Here is a 1,986-nt window from a genome sequence, read left to right as displayed (position 1 = left end):
GCAGATCGTCCGCTGGTTCGTCCAACGCTGGCAACTCGAAATAGTCTTTCCGCAAATGACAAAAGCGGACGTGCTCGCTTTCCGGGCTGGTAGGCAGGACGTAACGGATCTCCACGTCGGCGTTCGTTACAACCACCCGATCGACGAGGAGCAGCACAAGTTCGCGGCGTTGCTCGAAGGTGGCCTGGCCCAGGCCACGCTGTATCCGTTCTCGGAACGACTCCAGTGATGCCGCGAGGTCAGCAAGCTGGTGTTGGCGCGCGGCCTCATCACGCAGCTGCTCTTCTTGCCCCGCCAGTGAATGTACACGCTGCTCCAGCTCACGCCGCCGCCGCTCATACTCGTCGAGCGGGATGACCCCCCTAAGGTAGGCATCGGTGAGCCGTTCAAGTTGTTGGTGTAGGTGTGCTCGACCGCGGCGCAGTGTTTCGCGGCGTGCCAACAGGGCCTGCGGCAACCATGCGCCGCCGTGGGCCCGCGCAATGGCCACCGCGAGCGGCTCCGGCTCGCTCAGCAAAGCGCATAAATCCTGCCACACCAGCTCGTCAAGCTGAGCAACTGGCGTATGGCGCGACGGGCAGCGAGTTACATGACGCGAGTAGGTGCTCGCTTGCTTGCCGTTGCAAGAGTAATATCCATAGCGCCCGTTCGCACGTCCAGTGCATGCCAAGTTGCAGCAGCCACAGCTCACAAGCGCCCGCAATAGGTACTCATGCGCCGTGTTGTTGCGTCGTGCAAAGGGACGGTTCATCGCCAACCTGGCCTGCACCTCGTCGAACTGCGTTTGATCTACCACGGCAGGCACTTGCCCAACCAGAATCCAGCGGTCGGCGGGCTGTGGTACCGCCGTGCAGCCGGGGCGTCCGATCGGGTGGGTCGCCGAACGGCGTTGCGTGGGCGCATGGGACTGCGTGCGCTGCGCATAAACCTGCCCCGTGTACGTCGGGTTGCGAAGAATGCCGCGGACCGTCGCACACGACCAGCTTGGTGTGCCTGACGGCGTAGGCACGCCGCATGCATCGAGGTGCATGGCGAGTTTCTTCAAAGATGCAATCGGCTCACGATACATGGCGAACAGCTCGGCCACGATTGCAGCCTCCGCGGGGTCGAGCGTTACACCACGTGGATCGCGCGGCCGATCAGGGCTCAGTCGATAGCCGTAGGGCGCATAGGTCCAAGGCAGCAGGGTGCCGGCGCGCAGCTTGACAAGCCGACCGCGACGCATCCGCTCGGCGATGAGCGTACGTTCATACTCGGCCACTGCGCCGCGGATTTGCAGGAGTAAGTGGTCATGCGGGTCGTCGCTCATCGGGCGGTCGAGGAACTCGGCAACGCAACCGGACTGCGCCCATTCCTCCAGAAGCACCATCTGATGCACGTAGTTGCGCGCAAGCCGATCAGGCGCGGTGACCAGGACGCGGTCGACCTCGCGGCCCTTGACCGCGTCGCGCAGGCGATCAAGGCCTGGGCGGGCCAGCGCAGCGCCGCTATAGCCGTCATCACGAAATACATGCGTCGGCTCAAGCGTCCAGCCCTCGGCGGCGTGCGTGCCCACGTGGGTGGTCAGGCGCGTGATCTGCTGCTCAATTGTCTGCTGCTCGACTTGGTGGCCGGTCGAGACGCGACCGTAGATCGCTATCCGCATGACACATCTCCAACTGGTTCGGGGGCTCCGGCGCCGCAACTGGCGTGGGAGAAGGCGTCACCGACCATTGCAGGAGAAGCTGGTAGGCCCGGTCCCAGCGTTGCTGACCGGTCGCCGCCGGTACGCCAGTGCGCTGGACGCGCCAAATGCGCTGCTGCCGCATGTTCCGCTCCATAAGGGCTAGCCTCATGGGAGAGGTGGGGGGGCGCGGGTCGCTTGAGCTGGTTGCGCGCTCGTGGCCAACTAAGCGTCAATCGGAACGTTCGGACCAAGCAAAATTTGTCATTTGCGATTAGGCCATTGAGGTCACCTTCCGTGAGGTCCGCGACCACCTCGGCGTG

The 1,986-nt window shown here is 63.9% G+C and carries 1 protein-coding gene; it reads right to left on the bottom strand.

Annotated features, from left to right (window positions below; genetic code table 11):
* Positions 1 to 1,645, bottom strand: a 1,645-nt coding sequence (locus tag QWZ14_RS29230) for a recombinase family protein (RefSeq protein ID WP_290320590.1), incomplete at its 3' end; no start/stop codon positions are given.
* Between the last annotated feature and the right edge of the window lie 341 nt (positions 1,646 to 1,986).

Source organism: Paeniroseomonas aquatica, from assembly GCF_030409335.1.
Lineage (GTDB): Bacteria > Pseudomonadota > Alphaproteobacteria > Acetobacterales > Acetobacteraceae > Belnapia > Belnapia aquatica.
Note: the sequence above shows the minus strand (reverse complement) of the source record. Positions and strands in the feature narration are given on the sequence as shown.